Annotated in this window: 19 protein-coding genes; 9 read left to right on the plus strand and 10 right to left on the minus strand. The window is 68.5% G+C overall.

The annotated features are described in order from the left end of the window. From VDQ18_RS11470 to VDQ18_RS11480, 3 genes are all read right to left on the minus strand, one after another. Positions 1–722, minus strand: a 722-nt coding sequence (locus tag VDQ18_RS11470) for a DUF808 domain-containing protein (protein WP_323021072.1), incomplete at its 3' end; no start/stop codon positions are given. 78 nt (positions 723–800) lie between these two features. After that, on the minus strand, positions 801–1,724 hold the full coding sequence (locus VDQ18_RS11475) for an AEC family transporter (RefSeq protein ID WP_323021073.1): 924 nt from the start codon (positions 1,722–1,724) through the stop codon (positions 801–803). Positions 1,725–1,817: 93 nt separating this feature from the next. Continuing rightward, positions 1,818–2,753, minus strand: coding sequence for a M28 family metallopeptidase (locus tag VDQ18_RS11480; protein WP_323021074.1), 936 nt, complete (start codon positions 2,751–2,753; stop codon positions 1,818–1,820). A gap of 122 nt (positions 2,754–2,875) precedes the next feature. Here VDQ18_RS11480 and VDQ18_RS11485 point away from each other — a divergent pair, with 122 nt between their 5' ends. The 4 genes from VDQ18_RS11485 to VDQ18_RS11500 all read left to right on the plus strand — a co-directional run bounded on the left by VDQ18_RS11485 (position 2,876) and on the right by VDQ18_RS11500 (position 5,928). After that, positions 2,876–3,613 carry a sulfite exporter TauE/SafE family protein gene (locus VDQ18_RS11485; RefSeq protein WP_323021075.1) on the plus strand — a complete coding sequence of 246 codons (738 nt, stop codon included), beginning with the start codon at positions 2,876–2,878 and terminating at the stop codon, positions 3,611–3,613. Between the two features lie 109 nt (positions 3,614–3,722). Further along, positions 3,723–4,697, plus strand: coding sequence for a cobaltochelatase subunit CobS (gene cobS / locus VDQ18_RS11490; RefSeq protein ID WP_323021076.1), 975 nt, complete (start codon positions 3,723–3,725; stop codon positions 4,695–4,697). A gap of 41 nt (positions 4,698–4,738) precedes the next feature. Next, entirely contained in the window at positions 4,739–5,266 is a 528-nt protein-coding gene (locus tag VDQ18_RS11495; protein ID WP_323021077.1) for an REP-associated tyrosine transposase, read from the plus strand. Continuing rightward, complete coding sequence (locus VDQ18_RS11500) at positions 5,239–5,928, plus strand: aspartate/glutamate racemase family protein (RefSeq protein WP_323021078.1); 690 nt, start codon at positions 5,239–5,241, stop codon at positions 5,926–5,928. The genes VDQ18_RS11495 and VDQ18_RS11500 overlap by 28 nt, the downstream gene beginning before the upstream one ends. Before the next feature lie 54 nt (positions 5,929–5,982). Here the strand turns inward: VDQ18_RS11500 and VDQ18_RS11505 are convergent, their stop codons facing one another. Then, a complete protein-coding gene (locus tag VDQ18_RS11505; RefSeq protein WP_323021079.1) occupies positions 5,983–6,570 on the minus strand; it encodes an NAD(P)H-dependent oxidoreductase in 588 nt (195 codons plus the stop codon). A 134-nt stretch (positions 6,571–6,704) separates the two neighbouring features. On the opposite strand from VDQ18_RS11505, the gene VDQ18_RS11510 reads away from it, so the two are divergent. The 4 genes from VDQ18_RS11510 (at position 6,705) to VDQ18_RS11525 (ending at position 11,748) form a co-directional block, all read left to right on the plus strand. Next, complete coding sequence (locus VDQ18_RS11510; RefSeq protein ID WP_323021080.1) at positions 6,705–7,310, plus strand: hypothetical protein; 606 nt, start codon at positions 6,705–6,707, stop codon at positions 7,308–7,310. A gap of 139 nt (positions 7,311–7,449) precedes the next feature. Then, on the plus strand, positions 7,450–9,324 hold the full coding sequence (gene cobT / locus VDQ18_RS11515) for a cobaltochelatase subunit CobT (protein ID WP_323021081.1): 1,875 nt from the start codon (positions 7,450–7,452) through the stop codon (positions 9,322–9,324). Continuing rightward, positions 9,324–9,944 (plus strand): YdeI/OmpD-associated family protein, encoded by a 621-nt coding sequence (locus VDQ18_RS11520; RefSeq protein WP_323021082.1) that lies wholly within the window; start codon positions 9,324–9,326, stop codon positions 9,942–9,944. The genes cobT and VDQ18_RS11520 overlap by 1 nt, the downstream gene beginning before the upstream one ends. 16 nt (positions 9,945–9,960) lie before the next feature. Continuing rightward, a complete protein-coding gene (locus VDQ18_RS11525) occupies positions 9,961–11,748 on the plus strand; it encodes an aminopeptidase P family protein (protein ID WP_323021083.1) in 1,788 nt (595 codons plus the stop codon). Here the strand turns inward: VDQ18_RS11525 and VDQ18_RS11530 are convergent. From VDQ18_RS11530 to glpD, 6 genes are all read right to left on the minus strand, one after another. Continuing rightward, a complete protein-coding gene (locus VDQ18_RS11530) occupies positions 11,735–12,139 on the minus strand; it encodes a DUF2155 domain-containing protein (protein WP_323021084.1) in 405 nt (134 codons plus the stop codon). The genes VDQ18_RS11525 and VDQ18_RS11530 overlap by 14 nt on opposite strands. Beyond that, on the minus strand, positions 12,136–12,603 hold the full coding sequence (gene mlaD, locus VDQ18_RS11535; protein ID WP_323021085.1) for an outer membrane lipid asymmetry maintenance protein MlaD: 468 nt from the start codon (positions 12,601–12,603) through the stop codon (positions 12,136–12,138). The genes VDQ18_RS11530 and mlaD overlap by 4 nt, the downstream gene beginning before the upstream one ends. Continuing rightward, positions 12,604–12,978, minus strand: coding sequence for an NADH:ubiquinone oxidoreductase subunit NDUFA12 (locus tag VDQ18_RS11540; protein ID WP_323021086.1), 375 nt, complete (start codon positions 12,976–12,978; stop codon positions 12,604–12,606). Between the two features lie 115 nt (positions 12,979–13,093). Then, positions 13,094–13,672 (minus strand): peptidylprolyl isomerase, encoded by a 579-nt coding sequence (locus VDQ18_RS11545; RefSeq protein WP_323021087.1) that lies wholly within the window; start codon positions 13,670–13,672, stop codon positions 13,094–13,096. Next, positions 13,659–14,174 carry a peptidylprolyl isomerase gene (locus tag VDQ18_RS11550; RefSeq protein ID WP_107750483.1) on the minus strand — a complete coding sequence of 172 codons (516 nt, stop codon included), beginning with the start codon at positions 14,172–14,174 and terminating at the stop codon, positions 13,659–13,661. The genes VDQ18_RS11545 and VDQ18_RS11550 overlap by 14 nt, the downstream gene beginning before the upstream one ends. Before the next feature lie 93 nt (positions 14,175–14,267). After that, a complete protein-coding gene (gene glpD / locus VDQ18_RS11555) occupies positions 14,268–15,818 on the minus strand; it encodes a glycerol-3-phosphate dehydrogenase (RefSeq protein WP_323021088.1) in 1,551 nt (516 codons plus the stop codon). 174 nt (positions 15,819–15,992) lie between these two features. Between glpD and VDQ18_RS11560 the strand changes: the two genes are divergently transcribed. After that, the gene (locus tag VDQ18_RS11560) at positions 15,993–16,751 is read left to right on the plus strand and encodes a DeoR/GlpR family DNA-binding transcription regulator (RefSeq protein ID WP_323021089.1); all 759 of its coding nucleotides are present in this window, start codon (positions 15,993–15,995) and stop codon (positions 16,749–16,751) included. Positions 16,752–16,770: the final 19 nt, after the last annotated feature.

The raw sequence follows: 16,770 nt of genomic DNA on the forward strand, positions 1-16,770 counted from the left end.
ACCCAGATCATCGCCGCGGTGCCGACGATCATCAGCACCTTCATGAACCAGGGCATGAAACGCACGATGCCGCGCCCCAGCGCGCGGGTGCCCGACCATCGGCCGACCCGGGCCAGCCAGAGGCCGACGTCATCGGCCTTAACGATCAGCGCCACGCCGCCATAGACGGCGACGGTAATGCCGATCCCCGCGATGGCCAGTGCCGCCGCTTCGACCCAGAGGCCCTGATCGGCGTCGAGGTTCGACAGGATGATGGTCATGATCTCGGCCGAGAGGATGAAATCGGTCTTGATCGCGCCCGCCACCTTCTGCTGTTCCAGATGCGTGGGATCGCCGTTCAGCACCTGCCCGTCGGCATGGGGCGTATGCGGGCGGAACAGGTGCCAGATCTTCTCGGCCCCCTCGAAACACAGATAGGAGCCGCCCAGCATCAGCAGCGGCGTGATCGCCCAGGGCGCGAAGGCCGAGAGGATCAGCGCCGCGGGCAAGAGGATCAGCAGCTTGTTGCGGATCGAGCCGAGGGCGATCTTGCCGACGATGGGCAATTCGCGGGCGGGCGCGAAGCCGTGGACGTATTTCGGCGTGACCGCGGCATCGTCGATCACCGCGCCCGCCGCCTTGGCCCCGGCCTTGGCCGCCTGTCCGGCGATATCGTCGATCTGTGCCGCCGCCACCTTGGCGATGCCGGCCACGTCGTCGAGAAGCGCCAGAAGTCCGCTCATGAAAAACCTGCTGGAATGCCTTGAAAACCTTGGACCATAGGTAAAGGCGGCGGGGCTTGTGTCAAGCGAAAGGCGCCCTCAGAGCACCAGCGCCGCCAGAAGCGGCAGCAGTGGCAGGCAGAGCAGCGTCTGCCAGGTCAGGATCGCGGCATAGAGTTCCGCGTCGCCCCCCATCTGCCGCGCGACGATATATCCATTGGCCGCAGCCGGGACCAGGAAGACCAGCGCGCCGGCCAGCATCGCCGCCGGTGCAAGGCCGAAGCCCCAGCCGATCGCCAGAAACAGCGAGGGCGCCAGCACCGGCCTGAGGAAGAGCCCGGCCCACATCGGCGCCGAGGCGCTGAAGAGCCTGCGCGGCATCAGCCCGGCGCCGACGCAGAGGAGCCCGACGCTCAGCGCCGCCCGTCCGGCCAGATCCAGCGTCACCGCCAGGAAATCGGGCAGGCCCCATCCGGTGAGGTTCAGCACAAGGCCGATGACCGAGGCCTGCACCAGCGGATTGGTCAGCACCACCCGGAGCATGCCCGCCGCCCCCCGCGGCGCGCCCTCGGGCGGGCGGCCCCAGATGCCCAGCACGGCGATATTGGCCAGGTTGATGACGACGATGGTCACCGCCATCGCCATGGCCAGCCAGGTCAGCGCCTCGGGCCCGGCGAATTGCTGGGCGGCGGTCAGGGCGATGAAGGCGTTCCAGCGCGTGCCGATCTGGAAGAGCGTGGTGAAACTGGGGTCAGGCAGTCCGGGCCAGAGCGCCCTCAGGGCGAAGGCGGCCACCGCCATCAGCGCCAGCACCATCAGCAGCGCGGGCACGAAGGGACCGGCGGCGACCTCGGCCAGATTGGCCTCGGTGATGGCGCCGACCAGCATCGCCGGGATCAGCAGCCGGAAGGCCAGCGTGTTGATGCCCGCCCATTGAACCTGCGGAATGGTGCCGGAGACGCGCAGCACATAGCCCGCAAGGACCAGAAGCAGCATCGGCAGGGTGGCAAGGATCAGGGACATGGGAAGGGCTTTCGGTCAGGCGAGTCGCCGCGGACCCTAGGAGGGGCCCCTGCCCTTGGCAATCCGGCCAGCCGCTGGAACCTTCGGGCTTTTTCAGCCCCCCAGCCCCGCCACCGCCGCGAGGGTCGCGACCAAGAGCCGCGTCGCCTGTTCCAGCCGGTCGAGGTCCACCGCCTCGGGCACGTCCGAGGTCGAATGGTATTCCGGCGCCTCGACCCCGCCGTCGTAGAAGCCGATACAGGGATAACCCTGCGCCTCGAACGGCATGTAATCGCTGTCCCAGATATCGGTGTGCTCGGTCCGCAGCGTGGTGAAGGCGGCGGCCAGACGCGCAGCCATCAGGCCATAGCGGCGGGCGGGGGCGTCATTGGCGGCGACCGCGTTGCCCTGATCGTATTCGACATAGAGGGGAGCCTCAGGCCGGGCGGGATGGTGGCCCAGCATGTCGAGGTTGATCATCAGTTCGATCGGCCAGCCCTGCCGCCGGGCGATCTCGGCGCAGGCGGTCGAGCCCTGAAGGTCCTGCTCCTCGCCCGAAAAGGCCACGAAGACCAGCCCCTTGCGCAGCGGCACGCGGTTCAGGACCCGGCAGGCCTCGATCATCGCGGCGACGCCGGTGGCGTTGTCATTGGCGCCGGGCGCATAGGTCGCGGGCGTCGCGGAAATGCTGTCGACATGCGCACCGACCAGCACCACGCCGCGCGGATCCATCGGGTCGCCGCTGACGATGTTGTGCCGCACCCCGGCCTCGCGGTGGGCATAGCTTTGGGTAAAGATCCGCGCCCCGCCGCCCGAGCGGTTGAAGGCCTCGTGTACCCAGGCCTCGACCGCGGGGAACCCCTCGGCCGGGGTCCAGCGGGTCGGAAAGGCGGCGAGCCCGGTGACGGTGTCGAAGAGGCGCTGACGCTCGATCCGGGCCAGCAGGTCGGGGATCGAGGGCGGCTTGGGATCGGTCTGGGCCGCGGCGGGAAGCGCGAGGGCGGCGGCGGCACAGATCAACAGGTGGCGGCGGGTCAGAGACGGGCGCATCGGGAACCTCCGGAAGGGCCGGCTCACGCTAGAACCGCGCCGCGCACCGCGCAATGCACGTCCTTGACAGCGGCCCCGGGCGGGCGCAGAGCCGCCTCCATCATGATCCCCGGATGCCTGTCATGATCACCCTGTCCCAGACGCTGCTGATTGCTGTGGTGGCTTTCCTCGCCTCGGTCCTGGGGGGTGTCACCGGCTATGGCACCGGGCTTCTGCTGCCGCCGGTGCTGATCCCGCTGATCGGGGCCGAGGCGGTGGTGCCGGTGATCGGCCTGTCGGCGCTGCTGACCAATGCCGGGCGGGTCGCCGCCTGGTGGCCGCGGCTCGACCGGCCGCTGGCGCTGCGGGTGGTGCTGGCCGCGGCGCCCGGCGTAGTGATCGGGGCCGCGCTCTATTCCCTGCTGTCGGGCCCCAGGGTCATGGTGCTGATCGGCGCCACGCTGGTGGCGCTGGTGCCGCTGCGGCGCTGGCTGATGCGGCGACATGGCGCCCTGGGTCCGGGCGGGGTCACGCTGGCGGCGGCGGGCTACGGGCTGCTGAACGGCGGAACCTCGGGCTCGGGCGTGCTGCTGCTGTCGATCCTGCTGGCGGCCGGGCTGGGCGGGCCGGGCGTGATCGCCACCGATGCCGCGGTGTCGTTCCTGCTGGGGCTGGCGAAAAGCGCGGTTTTCGCAAGCACCGGGGCGCTGAGCTGGCCGCTGGCCGGGGTGGCGCTGGTCATCGGCCTTGCCGCCCTGCCCGGCGCGTTCCTGGCCAAGCGGCTGGCGTCGCGGCTGGGTCCGGCCTCGCATGTGGCGATTCTGGATGCGGTGGTGGTGCTGGGCGGCGCGCTGCTGATCGTGCAGGGTCTGCGGGCCTGACGCGACCCGCGCGCAACCCGCCCCGCCCCCTTGCGCAGGCCGCCGGAATGATCCACAAACCCTGAAACGGGGCGGTTTTGGCCCCGCCAAGCACCAAAGGCGACCGTCCATGCTCGATACTGCTGTCAAACCGACCGAAGAAATCTCTGTCCGGGAGGTGTTCGGCGTCGAGACCGACATGAAGGTCAAGGCCTTCGCCGAGGCGACGGACCGGGTGCCGGAACTGGATCCGACCTATAAATTCGACCCCGATACGACGCTGGCGATCCTGGCGGGCTTTGCCTACAACCGCCGCGTCATGATCCAGGGCTACCACGGCACCGGCAAATCGACCCATATCGAGCAGGTCGCGGCCCGGCTGAACTGGCCCACCGTGCGCGTCAACCTCGACAGCCACATTTCGCGGATCGACCTGATCGGCAAGGATGCGATCAAGCTGCGCGACGGCAAGCAGGTGACCGAGTTCCACGAAGGCATCCTGCCCTGGGCCCTGCGCAACCCCTGCGCGATCGTCTTCGACGAATACGATGCGGGCCGCGCGGACGTCATGTTCGTGATCCAGCGCGTGCTGGAGCATGACGGCAAGCTCACGCTTCTGGACCAGAACGAGATCATCACCCCCCACCCGGCCTTCCGGCTCTTCGCCACCGCGAACACCGTGGGTCTGGGGGATACGACCGGCCTCTATCACGGCACCCAGCAGATCAACCAGGCCCAGATGGACCGCTGGTCGCTGGTCGCCACGCTGAACTACCTGTCGCACGACGCCGAAAGCGCCATCGTGCTGGCCAAGAACCCCCATTACAACACCCAGAAGGGCCGGCAGGAAATCAGCCAGATGGTGACGGTCGCGGATCTCACGCGGACCGCCTTCATGAAGGGGCAGCTGTCGACGGTCATGTCGCCCCGGACGGTGATCAACTGGGCCGAGAACGCGCGGATCTTCCGCAACATCGGCTATGCCTTCCGGCTGACCTTCCTCAACAAATGCGACGAGCTGGAGCGGCAGACGGTGGCCGAGTTCTATCAGCGCTGCTTCGGCGAGGAACTGCCGGAAAGCGCCGCCTCGGCAGCGATGGTCTGAGGCACACAATTTCTTAACCGGACGGGGGCGAGACTGGCGGCATGACCGCCTATCGCCGCCTGCGCCTGCCCGGCGCCACCTATTTCTTCACGCTCTGTCTGGAGGAGCCCGCACGCGGGCTCCTGATCGCCGAGGTCGCGCTCTTGCGGCACGCCTGGGCGCGGACGCTGGCGGAATTGCCGGTGCGGCGGCAGGCGGTGGTGGTGCTGCCCGACCGGTTGCACGCGATCTGGACCGAACCCGAGGATGCGGCGCTGTTCCCGGAGCGATGGCGGCGGATCAAGGCCCGGTTTTCCCGCGCGGTGAGCGGCGATTTCGCCCCGCGTGACAGCCTGCGGCGCAAGCGCGAACGGGGCATCTGGCAGCGGCGCTATTGGGAGCATTGCCTGCGCGACCCGGTCGAGCTCGACCGCGCGCTGGAGGAGTGTCGCATGGCGCCGGTGCGGGCCGGGCTGGTGACACAGCCCGAGGATTGGCCCTATGGCAGTTTCGCCGCCGCGCGCGGTAGGATGGGCAATATTGCCCATCCTACGGAACCCTCATGCCCCAATCGCTCCACATCGGCCTGATCGGCGGTATCGGCCCCGCCGCGACCGTCGTCTATTACCAGCGCCTCTGCGCCGCCGTGGCGAAAGCCGGGCAACCGCTGAACCTGACCATCGTCCAGGCCGACATCCGGACGCTGATCCGCACCAACACCAACGATCTGCGCCAGGAACAGGCCGAGGCCTATGCGCCGCTCCTCCACCGCCTGAAGGCCGCGGGCTGCGATTGCGCGGCGATCACCTCACTCGGCGGGCATTTCTGCTTTGCCGAGACCGAGGCGCTGAGCCCCCTGCCCCTCGTCTCGGCCATCGCCCCGCTGGACGATTACTTCGCGTCCGAGGGCATCGGCGCGGTCGGGCTGCTAGGAACGCGGGTGGTGATGCGGACCGGCCTCTACGGGCAATTGCGCAAGACCGAAGCGCTGGCGCTTACCGACCGCATCGACGAATTGGGCCAGCTCTATCAGGACATGGCCGTCGCCGGGACCTGCGATCCCGGCACGCGCGCCACCTTCCTTGAGGCCGGGCGCCAGCTGGTCGACCGGGGCGCCGAGGCGGTGGTTCTGGCCGGGACCGACCTCAACCTCGCCTTCGACGGCCAGGACCCGGGCTACCGGGTGATCGACGCGCTGGACGTCCATGTCGCGCTTCTGGCCGATCTGGCGACCGGCCGCGCCGCGCTCTGAACGCAAACGGCCCCCGCGAAGGGGGCCGCCATACTCGTTACGCTACAGCCTGTCTCAGGCGCGGGCGGCCATCGTGGCGCGGGTCCACCAGTCCAGATCGTCCAGCATCGCCTTGGCCGACGGGCCGATCGAGCCTTCGATCGCCGAGATCGGCTGCGGGTTGCCGCCCAGCGGGTGCACGGTGAAGAAATCGGTGCCGCCGATATGCACGGCGCCACGGGTCGAGACCATCTGCAGCTCGATGCCGATGGTGCGCAGATGTTCCGCCGCGCGGGTGCCGCCGACCGAGCCATAGCTGACGATGCCGAAGGCCTTGTGGTTCCAGTCGACATAGCTCTGGTCGAGGGCGTTTTTCAGCGCGCCGGTGATCGAGCGGTTATATTCGGGGGTGACGAAGATATAGCCGTCGAACGAGGCCACTTTCTTCTGCCAGGCGACCGCGCGCTCGTCGGACGAGGGCATCCAGGCGTTCGAGGCCATCTCGTTGAAGAGCGGCAGGTCGAAGTCGCGGATGTCGACCAGTTCGACGTCCCAGTCGCCGCGCGCCTGGGCTTGTTCGAGGATCCATTGCGCCGGGACATGGCCGAAGCGGCTGTCGCGGGTCGAGCCGATGATGACGGCGATGCGGGGTTTCTGGGTCATGGGAGGTCTCCGTTGCTGTCTGCTGGGTGCAACATGGCCCTTGTGCCCGCCCGCGTCACGGGCACATCGACGCACAGGCTTTGTGCGCAAAGCTGTGATTTGCCAGCGGGCTGGCGGGATGCTTCTCTCGGCGGATGATCCAGCGCACCGCCCTTCTGCTCGCCCTCGCCCTGCCGATTCCCGCGCAGGCCGATCCCCTGACCCTGACCGACGGCGCCCGCCAGCCGATCGCCGCGATCTCGGGCGACTGGAACGGGGACGAGGCGCTCGATGCCGCGCTGCTCTATCCCGGCGTGGACGGGCTGGCCGATCTGGTGGTGATGCTCAACGATCAGGTGACCGGGCTGCAGCCGGTCCTCACCCTGCCGGGCGTGGTCTTCGCCGGGCCGATGGCCGGTCAGGCCCCGGCCTTCGAGCCCCGCAGCGAGACCTCCTTCGCCCTCCGCTCGGAACAGACTGGCGTCGGCCGCACGCCCTGGTATCAATGGCTTACGCTGGCCTGGCGCGACGGCGGTTTCGTCGTGGCGGGCTATGATTACAGCTTCTACGACCGGCTGGACCTGTCGCATTACGGCGAATGCTCGGTCAACCTGCTGACCGGCACCTATACGCTGACCCTCGGCCCCGGCGAGGACGCGGCCGAGATCCGGCGCGAGGGCCGGACCGAGGAACGCGGCTTCCCGCTGGCCGATCTGCGCGAGGGCTGGCAGTCGCGCGCCTGCGACGACCTCTTCCGCTGAGCCGCCCCCCCTTGCCCCTCGCGTGCTTGGGTGATTTACCTGTGCCATGAACCGCATTCCCGCCCCTGACCTGCTTTCGGCGGCGCCGCGCCCCGGCGCCGGCGGCGGTCGCGATATCCTGAACGGTGGGCGCTGAGCCATGCAGAAAACTTCCGACAATCCCGCCGATCCCTTCAAGAAGGCCCTGACCGAAGCCACGCGCACGCTGGCCGATGATGCCGAGCTGGCGGTCAGCTTCACCGTCGATCCTCCCGGCATGTCCAAGGACACGATGCGCCTGCCGCAGGTGACCCGCCGCATGACCCGCGACGAGGTGCTGCTGGCGCGCGGCACGGCCGATGGCTTTGCCTTGAAGCGCCGCTTCCACGATGAGGGCGTGCACGGCCGCTACATGCCGCAGGGCCAGATGGCGCGCGACCTCTACGAGGCGATGGAAACCGCCCGCTGCGAGGCGGTGGGCGCGCGGCACATGCCCGGCACGGCGTCCAACATCGACGCCCGCATCGCGCATGAGGCCGACCGCAAGGGCTATGCCCAGATCCGCAGCCAGGCCGAGGCCCCCCTGTCCGTGGCCGCGGGCTATCTGATCCGCGAGCTGGCCTCGGGCCGGGCGCTGCCCAAGGGGGCCAACACCGTCGCCGACATGTGGCGCCCGTTCTTCGAGGAACAGGCGAGCGGCACGCTGGAAGGGCTGGACGACGCGCTGGCCGATCAGGCGAGCTTCGCCAAACTGGCGCGGCAGGTCATCAAGGATCTGGGCTACGGCGACCAGCTGGGCGACGATCCCGACGACATGGGCGATGATCAGGAGGGCACCGAGGACAATTCCGAGGAAGCCCCCGAGAACGCCGATTCCCAAGGCGACGACGACCAGCAGCAGGACGAGACGGAGCAATCCGACGACGGCCCACGCGAGGAATCCGCCGAGACCGAGATGGTCATGGACGATCAGGCCGAGGACGAGATGTCCGAGGAAACCGAGATGCCGCAGGCCGAGGCTCCGCCCGAGCCGCCCGCGCCGCAGCCCTTCTCGGATGCGGACCCCAATTACACCGTCTTCACCACCCAGTTCGATGAGGAAATCGGCGCCGAGGATCTGGCCGAAGCCGCCGAACTCGAACGCCTGCGCGCCTATCTGGACCAGCAGCTGGAACCGCTGAAAGGCGCGGTCAGCCGTCTGGCCAACAAGCTGCAACGCCGGTTGCAAGCGCAGCAGAACCGCAGCTGGGAATTCGACAAGGAGGAAGGCATCCTCGACGCCGGCCGCCTCGCCCGCGTGGTGGCGAACCCGACGACGCCCCTGTCCTTCAAATGGGAGAAGGACACCGAATTCCGCGACACCGTGGTGACGCTGCTGCTGGACAATTCGGGCTCGATGCGCGGCCGTCCGATCTCGATCGCGGCGATCTGCGCCGATGTTCTCGCCCGCACGCTGGAACGCTGCCAGGTCAAGGTCGAGATCCTCGGCTTCACCACCCGCGCCTGGAAAGGCGGCCAGAGCCGCGAGAAATGGCTGGCCGAGGGCCGCAAGCAATCGCCGGGCCGCCTGAACGACCTGCGCCACATCGTCTACAAGGGCGCCGATGCCCCCTGGCGGCGGGTGCGCGACAATCTGGGCCTGATGATGAAAGAGGGTCTGCTCAAGGAAAACATCGACGGCGAGGCGCTGGAATGGGCGCACCGCCGGATGCTGGCCCGGCGCGAGCAGCGTAAGATCCTGATGGTGATCTCGGACGGGGCGCCGGTGGATGATTCGACGCTGTCGGTCAACGCCGCGAATTTCCTGGAGAAACACCTGCGCGACGTGATCTCGATGATCGAGAAGCGCAAGGCGGTTGAGCTGCTGGCCATCGGCATCGGCCATGACGTGACGCGCTATTACGAACGCGCCGTGACCATCACCGATGTCGAACAGCTGGCGGGTGCGATGACCGAACAGCTCGCCGCCCTCTTCGACGCCGATCCCCGCGCCCGGGCCCGGGTGATGGGCATGGCCTCGATGATCCGGCGCTGATGATCACCGAGGCGGCCGCCTTCTTTGAGGATGGCTGCGGGCGCTGCGACCGTTTTGCGACGCCCGATTGCTCGGCCCGGCTGTGGCGCGACGGGGTGCTGGCGCTGCGCCGGCTCTGCCTCGATGCGGGGCTGGACGAGGACGTGCGCTGGGGCCATCCCTGCTATCGCCACGCGGGCCGCAATTTGGCGCTGATCGACGCCTTCCGCGAGGATTTCCGCCTGAGCTTCCCCGATGCTGCGCTGCTGACCGACCCCGAGAGGCTGCTGGAAAAGCCGGGGCCGAACAGCCAGACGCCTTCGATGCTCCGTTTCACCGATGCCGCGCAGGTCGCGGCCCGTGCCCCCGCCATCGCCGCCCTGCTGGCCGAGGCGAAGGCCATGGCCGAGGCCGGGTTGAAGCCCGCCCGCGCGCCCACCGAGGTGGAGCTGCCCGAGGTTCTGGTCCGCGCGCTGGACGAGGACTCCGAGCTGGCCGAGGGTTTCGCCGCGCTGACGCCCGGGCGCCAGCGCTCCTATGTCATCGCGCTCGCCTCGGCCAAGACCGAGGCCACGCAGATCAAACGGATCGCCAAATACCGCGACAAGATCCTCGCGGGCAAGGGCGCCAACGACTACTGACTCCGGGAAAATCGCCATGTTCCAGTCCTTTACCGCCTCGACCCGCCCCTCGGACGGCCCGCCCCGCCTGGCGGCGCTGCGGGCGGAACTGGCGGTGCGCGGGCTCACCGGCTTCCTTGTCCCGCGCTCGGACGCGCATCAGGGCGAATATGTCAGCCCGCATGACGAGCGGCTGAGCTGGCTGACCGGCTTCACCGGTTCGGCCGGGTTCTGCATCGTCCTGCCGCAAATTGCCGGGGTCTTCATCGACGGCCGCTACACGCTGCAAGTCCGCGATCAGGTGGCCCTGGACGTCTTCACCCCCGTCGACTGGCCCGCCACCCTGCCCGGCGACTGGCTGCGGACCCATGCCCCGAAAGGCGCGGTGATCGGCTTCGATCCCTGGCTGCACACCCCCGACGAGATCGCCCGGATCGAGACCGGGCTCAGCGGCACTGGCATCACCCTCAGCCCGGTGACCCCGAACCCGCTGGACGCGGTCTGGACCGACCAACCCGCCCCGGCGCAGGGTACGGTCCGCCTGCACCCCCTCGACCTGGCCGGGAAAACCGGCGCCGAGAAGCGCGCGGAGCTGGCGGCGGAGCTGAAGCGCGCGGGCAGCGGCGCGGCGGTCATCACGCTGGCCGACAGCCTGGCCTGGCTGATGAACTGGCGCGGATCCGACATCATCCGCAACCCGGTGGTGCAGGGTTTCGCGATCCTGCATGACGACGCACGGCTCGACCTGTTCATCGACCCGGCCAAGGTTTCGCAGATCCCCGAAGAAGAAGGCGTTACCCGCCACCCGGTTTCGGCTTTCCCCGAAGCCCTGCGCAGCCTCAACGGCGCCACCCGCTTCGACCCGGCCACCGCGCCCGTTGCGGTCAAGGCGGCGCTGGCCGCTGGCGTGCCAGGGGCCGACCCCTGCCTGATGGCCAAGGCCAGGAAGAACCCGGCCGAACTGGACGGCATGCGCGCCGCCCATCGCCGGGACGGCGTGGCAATGATCGAATTCCTCGCCTGGTTCGATGCCCATGCGCTGGACGGGCTGACCGAGATCGACATGGCGGTGAAGCTGGAAGAATGCCGGGCAGCGACGGGCGAATTGCGCGACCTCAGCTTCGATACCATCTCCTCGACCGGGCCCAATGCTGCGGTGATCCATTACCGGGTGACCGAGGGCACCAACCGCAGGCTGGCGCCCGGGGACCTGTTCCTGATCGATTCGGGCGGGCAATACCCGGACGGCACCACCGACATCACCCGCACCCTGCCCGTCGGCGGGGTCGAGGCCGAGCGGCGCGAGGCCTATACCCGCGTGCTGAAAGGCATGATCGCGGTCAGCCGCGCGCGCTTCCCCAAGGGCGTCGCGGGCGGGCATCTGGATGCGCTGGCGCGCTATCCGCTGTGGCTGGCGGGACAGGATTACGACCACGGCACCGGCCATGGCGTCGGCGCCGCGCTCAGCGTGCATGAGGGTCCCGCGCGGATCAGCCGCGTCTCCACCCTGCCGCTGGAACCCGGCATGATCCTGTCCAACGAGCCTGGCTATTACCGCCCGGGCGGCTGGGGCATCCGCATCGAGAACCTGATCGTCGTGCGCGAGGCGGGCGCGCTTAGCGACAATCGGGCGATGCTGGACTTCGAGACGATCACGCTCTGCCCCATCGACAAGCGGCTGATCGTCGCCGCGATGCTGTCGGACGAGGAAATCGCCTGGCTCGACGCCTATCACGCGCGGGTCGAGGCAGAGCTTTCCAGCGCCGTCTCGGCCGAGGCGCGGCGCTGGCTGGCCGGAGCCTGCGCGCCGCTCACTCGCAGCTGAGGGGCCAGACGTCGTAGCGGGGGTGGTCGAGCGCGTTCAACGCCGGGCTCGACGCCACCATCCAGCCCTGGAACACCCGCTCGCGGTCGCGGCTGTCGTCGATGGTCAGGAAGGTGAAGGCGTCCGAGGCCGGGTTTTCCTGCGGATAGCGGCAGGCGCTGAGTTCGATGGTCAGCCGCCCATAGGTGATGGTCTCGCCCACCGCGATCGGCAGATCCTCGACCTCGCCCGAGACCTTGTCGAGCGCGCGCAGCACGGCCTGCGTGCCGCTCGCCATCTCGGGTCCCTGCGGGCGCTGGTCGTGCAGCGCCTCGCCCAGCGTGCGCCAATCGACCTGCTGCGCGCCTGCAGGCACCGCCAGCAGGGCCGCGATCAGCGCCAGACGCTTCATGGCGCCGGTTCCTCGCTGCTGTCCGACCCGGTGAAGGCCCTGAGCAGCAGCGTGATCAGGCTGACGGCGCTTTGCGTGTCCTGGAACGTGTCGCCCGGCTGCAGATTCTCCAAGTCGCCACCCGGCAGGATCTCGACGAAAGTGCCGCCCAGGATCCCCTCCGACGCGACCTGAATCGTCGAATCCGACGGCAGCTCGATGCCGCGGTTGACGGCGATGGTCAGCTGGGCGCGGAAATCCTGCGGGTTCAGCGATAGGTCGGTCACGGTGCCGATCTTGACGCCCGCCAGCCGCACCTCGGTCCCCGGGCGCACGCCCTCGGCCGAGCGGAAGCTGGCGTGCAGGTCATAGCCCTGCGCATCGCTGAGCACGGTGCCGGTGGCCCTGAGCGCGAAGACGACAAAGACCACCGCGGCCGCCATGACCACGGCGCCGAGGGCCACTTCCCAGGCGCGATAGGCCATTTACTCGGGCTGCCAGGCTTCGTAGTCGCGCCGCTCGACCGGGGCGGGACGGCGCAGCGAACCGGCGGGCGCATAGGCCGCGGCGGTGCCGGTCAGATTGGCCAGATGCGGCTTTTCCCAGGATTTGCGGACCAAGGGACGCTCCGAGGGGGTCTCGTCCCAGGTGCCATGCAGCCAGCCGTGCCATTCGGGGTCGATGCGGCTGGCTTCGGTCTCGCCGTTGTAGATGACCCAGCGGCGCTTGCCGTCACGGGTCTTGTAGAAGACGTTACCCTGGCTGTCTTCGCCGACCTTGACGCCCTTGCGCCAGGTGAACAGCTGCGTGCCGAGCGTCTGGCTGTTCCACCAGGTGAGGATGCGAAGCAGGAATTTCATGGCCAGGTCCCCGGTCTTGCGATTGCCCCGACATATGACGCAACTCGCCGGGGAAATAAAGCCCCGCCGCGCCGCGGCAGAGGGCGAAGGGGCGGGTTTCCCCGCCCCCTTCTCTTCATTCTTCGACGGTCACATGGGCCATGAAGTCGGGCGCGCCGATCACCGCCCCGTTGGGGCCGCGGCCGCGCTTGATCGCGTCCAGCACGTCGAGCCCCTCGATCACCTGACCGACCACCGTGTATTGGCCGTTCAGATGCGGCGCCGGGGCGAACATGATGAAGAACTGGCTGTTGGCCGAATGCGGGCTTTGCGAGCGTGCCATGCCGACCACGCCGCGCTCGAACGGCTCGTCCGAGAATTCGGCGCGCAGGTCGGGCAGCGCCGAGCCGCCCATGCCCGCGCGGGCCATGTCGCCCGACTGACGGCCGAATTCCACATCGCCGGTCTGGGCCATGAAGCCGTCGATCACCCGGTGGAAGACCACGCCGTCATAGGCGCCTTCGCGCACCAGGCTGAGGATCTGCTCAACGTGGTTCGGCGCCAGATCCGGGCGCAGGGCGATGCGGATCGTACCCTGGGATTCGCCCGCGACCTCGATGTCGATCACCGGCGCATCCGCCGGCGGCTCGGACGCGAAGGCGCCGAAGGGCAGCAGCGCCAGCGCGGCGGCGGCGAGGAGGTTACGACGCAGCATCGGCCGCCACCTTCACCGAGATCATCGTGTCGGGCTGCGCCGGGGGCTCGCCACGGACGATTGCATCAACATGCTCCATGCCGGAAATCACGCGGCCATAGACCGTGTATTGCCGGTTCAGGAAGTGGTTGTCCTTGAAATTGATGAAGAACTGGCTGTTGGCCGAATGCGGGTTCTGCGAGCGCGCGGCGCCCAGCGTGCCGCGGTCATGCGGAATGCCCGAGAATTCGGCCTTCAGGTCCGGCAGGTCCGAGCCGCCGGTGCCCGCGCGACGGATGTTGAAGGCGGGGTTCGCCGAATTGCCATGCTCCACATCGCCGGTCTGGGCCATGAAGCCGTCGATCACCCGGTGGAAGACCACGCCGTCATAGGCGCCCGAGCGCGCCAGTTCTTTCATCCGAGCGGCATGCAGCGGCGCCACGTCGGGCAGCAGCTCGATGATGACGGTGCCGTTCTTCAGCTCCATCAGGATGGTGTTCTCGGGGTCCTTGATCTCGGCCATGCCGGTCTCCTTTGCGATTTGACCGGCACCCTAGCGCGGCTTGCCGCCGAGGAAAACGGGGGATCGGCTGAAAATCCGGTCACGCTGCCGGGATCAGGCGGCGCTGAGATAGGCCTCGACCCGGGCCACCTGCCCCGGCTGCATGTGCAGCCCCAGCTTGGTGCGCCGCCAGAGCGCGTCCTCGGCGCTGCGGACATATTCGTGGCGGACCAGCCAGTCGAGTTCCCGCTGGGTGAGCGTCGCGCCGAAATCCTCGCCCAGATCCTCGGCCATGCGGGCGCCTTCCAGCATCACCGCGGCCTCGGTGCCATAGGCCCGCACCAGCCGCCGGGCCCAGCCATCGGTGAGGAACAGATGCCGCGCCCGCAGGTCCGCCACCAGATCGGGCACGCCGTCGACCGGGAAATCGCCCCCCGGCAGCGCCACGCCCGCGGTCCAGTCGCCCTGCATCGGCAGATGCGCGGACAGCTTCGCCAGCGCCGATTCCGCCAGCCGACGATAGGTGGTGATCTTGCCGCCGAAGACATCGAGCACCGGCGCCCCTGCCCCTGCATCCAGCACCAGCACATAATCCCGCGTCGCCGCCGTCGCGCTGCGCGCCCCGTCGTCATAGAGCGGCCGCACCCCGGAATAAGTCCAGACCACGTCCTCGGGCCGGACCGGCCGCTTGAAATAGCCCGAGGCAAAGGCACAAAGGTAGTCGCGCTCGCTTTCGGAGCAGCGGGGTTTCTCGTCGGGGTCGGTGTGTTCGGCATCGGTGGTGCCGATCAGGGTGAAATCCTGCTCATAGGGAATGGCGAAGATGATCCGCCCATCCGTCCCCTGGAAAAAATACGCCTTGTCATGGTCATAGAGCTTGGGCGTGACGATATGCGATCCCCGCACCAGCCGCACATGGTCCCGTGTCTCGCGGTGCAGGACGCTCTTCTGCACCGCGCTCGCCCAAGGCCCGGCAGCGTTGACGATCGCCTTGGCCCGGACCTCGCGCCCGCCCAGGCTCACCACCCAGAGGCCCCCTTCGACCCAGGCCGCCGTCACCTCGGTCCGGGTCAGGATCGTGGCGCCGCGCTTCTCGGCGTCGCGGGCGTTCAGCACCACCAGCCGCGAATCCTGCACCCAGCAATCGGAATATTCATAGGCCGTGCGGAAATGTTCCTGCAGCGGCCCGCCCTCGGGCGCATGGGCGAGGTCCAGCTTCTCGGTCCCCGGCAGGATCTTCCGCCCGCCCAGATTGTCATACAGGAACAGCCCCAGCCGGATCAGCCAGGCCGGGCGCCGCCCCTTCATCCAGGGCATGAACACCGACAGCAGGCGCGAGGTCGGCGTCTCGGCCTCGAACCGCATGGCCTTGTGATAGGGCAGCACGAAGCGCATTGGCCAGGCGATATGCGGCATGGCGCTGAGCAGGACCTCGCGCTCGATCAGCGCCTCGCGCACCAGCCGGAATTCGAAATATTCCAGATACCTGAGCCCGCCGTGGAACAGCTTGGTCGAGGCCGAGGAGGTCGCGCCCGCCAGATCCCCCTTCTCGGCCAGCAGGACCTTCAGCCCCCGCCCGGCGGCGTCGCGGGCGATGCCGCAACCGTTGATCCCCCCGCCGATGATGACGAGGTCGTAGATCGGGGAAGCAACGCTGTCTGACATGGGGCGCCTGCGGGAATCGGGGGAATGATTTTCGTTTTCACGCGATAATACGCGCTTTTGTAACAGTTTCTCAAGCAGGCCGCGCGTCAATCCCCCGCGATCTTGCGCATTTCCTTCGCCTTGGCTTGCCAGCGCCGCAGCGAAGACCGACAATCGGCGAAAAGGAGGCGATTCATGGCCCAGGGTTTCCGTCTGCCCGAGATCCTCGAAATCGCCCGGACCGAGGGGCGGGTGACCGTCGACGGGCTCGCCTCGCGCTTCGGCGTCACCGCGCAGACCATCCGCCGCGATCTGGCCGAGCTGGACGAGGCCGGTCAGCTGGAGCGGGTGCATGGCGGGGCGATCCTGCGCTCAGGCACCGTGAACATCGGCTATCAGGAGCGCGCCGCGCTCAATGCCGAAGAGAAACGCGCCATAGCCCGCGCCTGCGCTGCCGAGATCCCCGAGGGCGCCTCGATCTTCCTGGCCATCGGCACCACGACCGAGGCCGTGGCCCGCGAACTTCGCCGCCACGCCGGGCTGATGGTGGTGACCAACAACATGAATGTGGCCAATATTCTGGCCGAGAACCCGCATTGCCAGGTGATCGTCACCGGCGGCACGCTCCGACGCTCGGACGGCGGGCTGACCGGCCCGCTGACCGAGGCCGCGATCCGCCAGTTCAAGGTCGATATCGCGGTGATCGGCTGTTCGGCGCTGGATGCCGAGGGCGATATGCTCGATTACGACATTCAGGAGGTCGGCGTCAGCCAGTCGCTGATCGCCCAGGCCCGCCGCGCCTGGCTGGTGACCGACAATTCGAAACTCGCGCGGACGGCGCCGGCGCGAATCGGTTCGCTTTCGATCCTCGACACGGTCTTCACCGACCGGCCCCTGCCCGCGCCGCTCATGGCGCGCTGCGCCCAATGGCAGACGCGGGTGGTCTCGGGCTGAGGGGCGGCGCGACGGGGCC

Source organism: Pararhodobacter sp. (assembly GCF_034676075.1).
Classification (GTDB): domain Bacteria; phylum Pseudomonadota; class Alphaproteobacteria; order Rhodobacterales; family Rhodobacteraceae; genus Pararhodobacter.

Excerpts from the sequence above, each read along its gene's own strand:
- VDQ18_RS11475 (WP_323021073.1), bottom strand. The coding sequence starts at position 1,724 with ATGTCCCTGATCCTTGCCACCCTGCCGATGCTGCTTCTGGTCCTTGCG.
- VDQ18_RS11480 (WP_323021074.1), bottom strand. The coding sequence starts at position 2,753 with ATGCGCCCGTCTCTGACCCGCCGCCACCTGTTGATCTGTGCCGCCGCC.
- VDQ18_RS11485 (WP_323021075.1), top strand. The coding sequence starts at position 2,876 with ATGATCACCCTGTCCCAGACGCTGCTGATTGCTGTGGTGGCTTTCCTC.
- cobS (WP_323021076.1), top strand. The coding sequence starts at position 3,723 with ATGCTCGATACTGCTGTCAAACCGACCGAAGAAATCTCTGTCCGGGAG.
- VDQ18_RS11495 (WP_323021077.1), top strand. The coding sequence starts at position 4,739 with ATGACCGCCTATCGCCGCCTGCGCCTGCCCGGCGCCACCTATTTCTTC.
- VDQ18_RS11500 (WP_323021078.1), top strand. The coding sequence starts at position 5,239 with ATGCCCCAATCGCTCCACATCGGCCTGATCGGCGGTATCGGCCCCGCC.
- VDQ18_RS11505 (WP_323021079.1), bottom strand. The coding sequence starts at position 6,570 with ATGACCCAGAAACCCCGCATCGCCGTCATCATCGGCTCGACCCGCGAC.
- VDQ18_RS11510 (WP_323021080.1), top strand. The coding sequence starts at position 6,705 with ATGATCCAGCGCACCGCCCTTCTGCTCGCCCTCGCCCTGCCGATTCCC.
- cobT (WP_323021081.1), top strand. The coding sequence starts at position 7,450 with ATGCAGAAAACTTCCGACAATCCCGCCGATCCCTTCAAGAAGGCCCTG.
- VDQ18_RS11520 (WP_323021082.1), top strand. The coding sequence starts at position 9,324 with ATGATCACCGAGGCGGCCGCCTTCTTTGAGGATGGCTGCGGGCGCTGC.
- VDQ18_RS11525 (WP_323021083.1), top strand. The coding sequence starts at position 9,961 with ATGTTCCAGTCCTTTACCGCCTCGACCCGCCCCTCGGACGGCCCGCCC.
- VDQ18_RS11530 (WP_323021084.1), bottom strand. The coding sequence starts at position 12,139 with ATGAAGCGTCTGGCGCTGATCGCGGCCCTGCTGGCGGTGCCTGCAGGC.
- mlaD (WP_323021085.1), bottom strand. The coding sequence starts at position 12,603 with ATGGCCTATCGCGCCTGGGAAGTGGCCCTCGGCGCCGTGGTCATGGCG.
- VDQ18_RS11540 (WP_323021086.1), bottom strand. The coding sequence starts at position 12,978 with ATGAAATTCCTGCTTCGCATCCTCACCTGGTGGAACAGCCAGACGCTC.
- VDQ18_RS11545 (WP_323021087.1), bottom strand. The coding sequence starts at position 13,672 with ATGCTGCGTCGTAACCTCCTCGCCGCCGCCGCGCTGGCGCTGCTGCCC.
- VDQ18_RS11550 (WP_107750483.1), bottom strand. The coding sequence starts at position 14,174 with ATGGCCGAGATCAAGGACCCCGAGAACACCATCCTGATGGAGCTGAAG.
- glpD (WP_323021088.1), bottom strand. The coding sequence starts at position 15,818 with ATGTCAGACAGCGTTGCTTCCCCGATCTACGACCTCGTCATCATCGGC.
- VDQ18_RS11560 (WP_323021089.1), top strand. The coding sequence starts at position 15,993 with ATGGCCCAGGGTTTCCGTCTGCCCGAGATCCTCGAAATCGCCCGGACC.